Genomic DNA, 766 nt, shown 5'->3' on the forward strand with positions numbered 1-766 from the left:
TTTTCCCTTTTCATTCCGAAGGAAAGTTGTTGTATTTTATCCTTTTATCTTTCATTACACTGCCATTGCATCAAGATATTTTTTTATCTTATCCACGTTATAAAGAACACGTCTTCCAACAATCACTCTTGCTTCTGCATAGTCTGCAATTTTCTTTGCAGTTACTTCTCCGCAGGATAACATTGCCATTAATCCTTCAATATCTACCGTCAGACGGTTCTCAGCCTTATACTCTGTTGTTTTTCTCATGATGCACATACCTCCTTTCCTCCGTATTCTTCTGCATCACCTCCCAGACAGCGGTTATGCCCGTTGTCAGTACATCTACTTTTTATTTGGACTTCTTACGATGATTTTTCATTCCGTTCGGCGTGTTGGCTTCCATTTGTATATGGCGGTGTCAACGTTACAATTGACCTCTATCAGAAATCTTTCTGAATACTGGCAGCTTCTTCTCAAGCATACCAGCCGTTGCCGGAGTATCTTCGGTTTCCACATACTACTCTCTGATACAGCGGTGGAATCCTGTGTTACCTTTAAGCCCCGAAAGGCACCCATACAGCTCATTCAATTTTCAAGGTCCAATAATCAAAAGTTTTGTAGGTATACATTTTTGTACCTATTTGATTTAATGCCATTATATCCCCCGTTACTGCTAATGTCAATAGCACTTCATGCGTTATAGGTTCTTTTTTGTACTCTTTTTTATTGATTTTCTGCTAGTTTATGTTATAATATGGACAAATAGTTATTTATTTCTTGATTT

Annotated in this window: 1 protein-coding gene; it reads right to left on the reverse strand. The window is 37.9% G+C overall.

What is annotated here, in order from left to right; genetic code table 11:
• Nucleotides 1–54 precede the first annotated feature (54 nt).
• Nucleotides 55–249, reverse strand: a complete 195-nt coding sequence (locus QVO97_RS04375; protein WP_002578394.1) for a hypothetical protein — start codon at nucleotides 247–249, stop codon at nucleotides 55–57.
• Between the last annotated feature and the right edge of the window lie 517 nt (nucleotides 250–766).

Source organism: Clostridium sp. CAG:43 (genome assembly GCF_000434655.1).
Taxonomy (GTDB): Bacteria; Bacillota; Clostridia; order Lachnospirales; family Lachnospiraceae; genus Otoolea; species Otoolea fessa.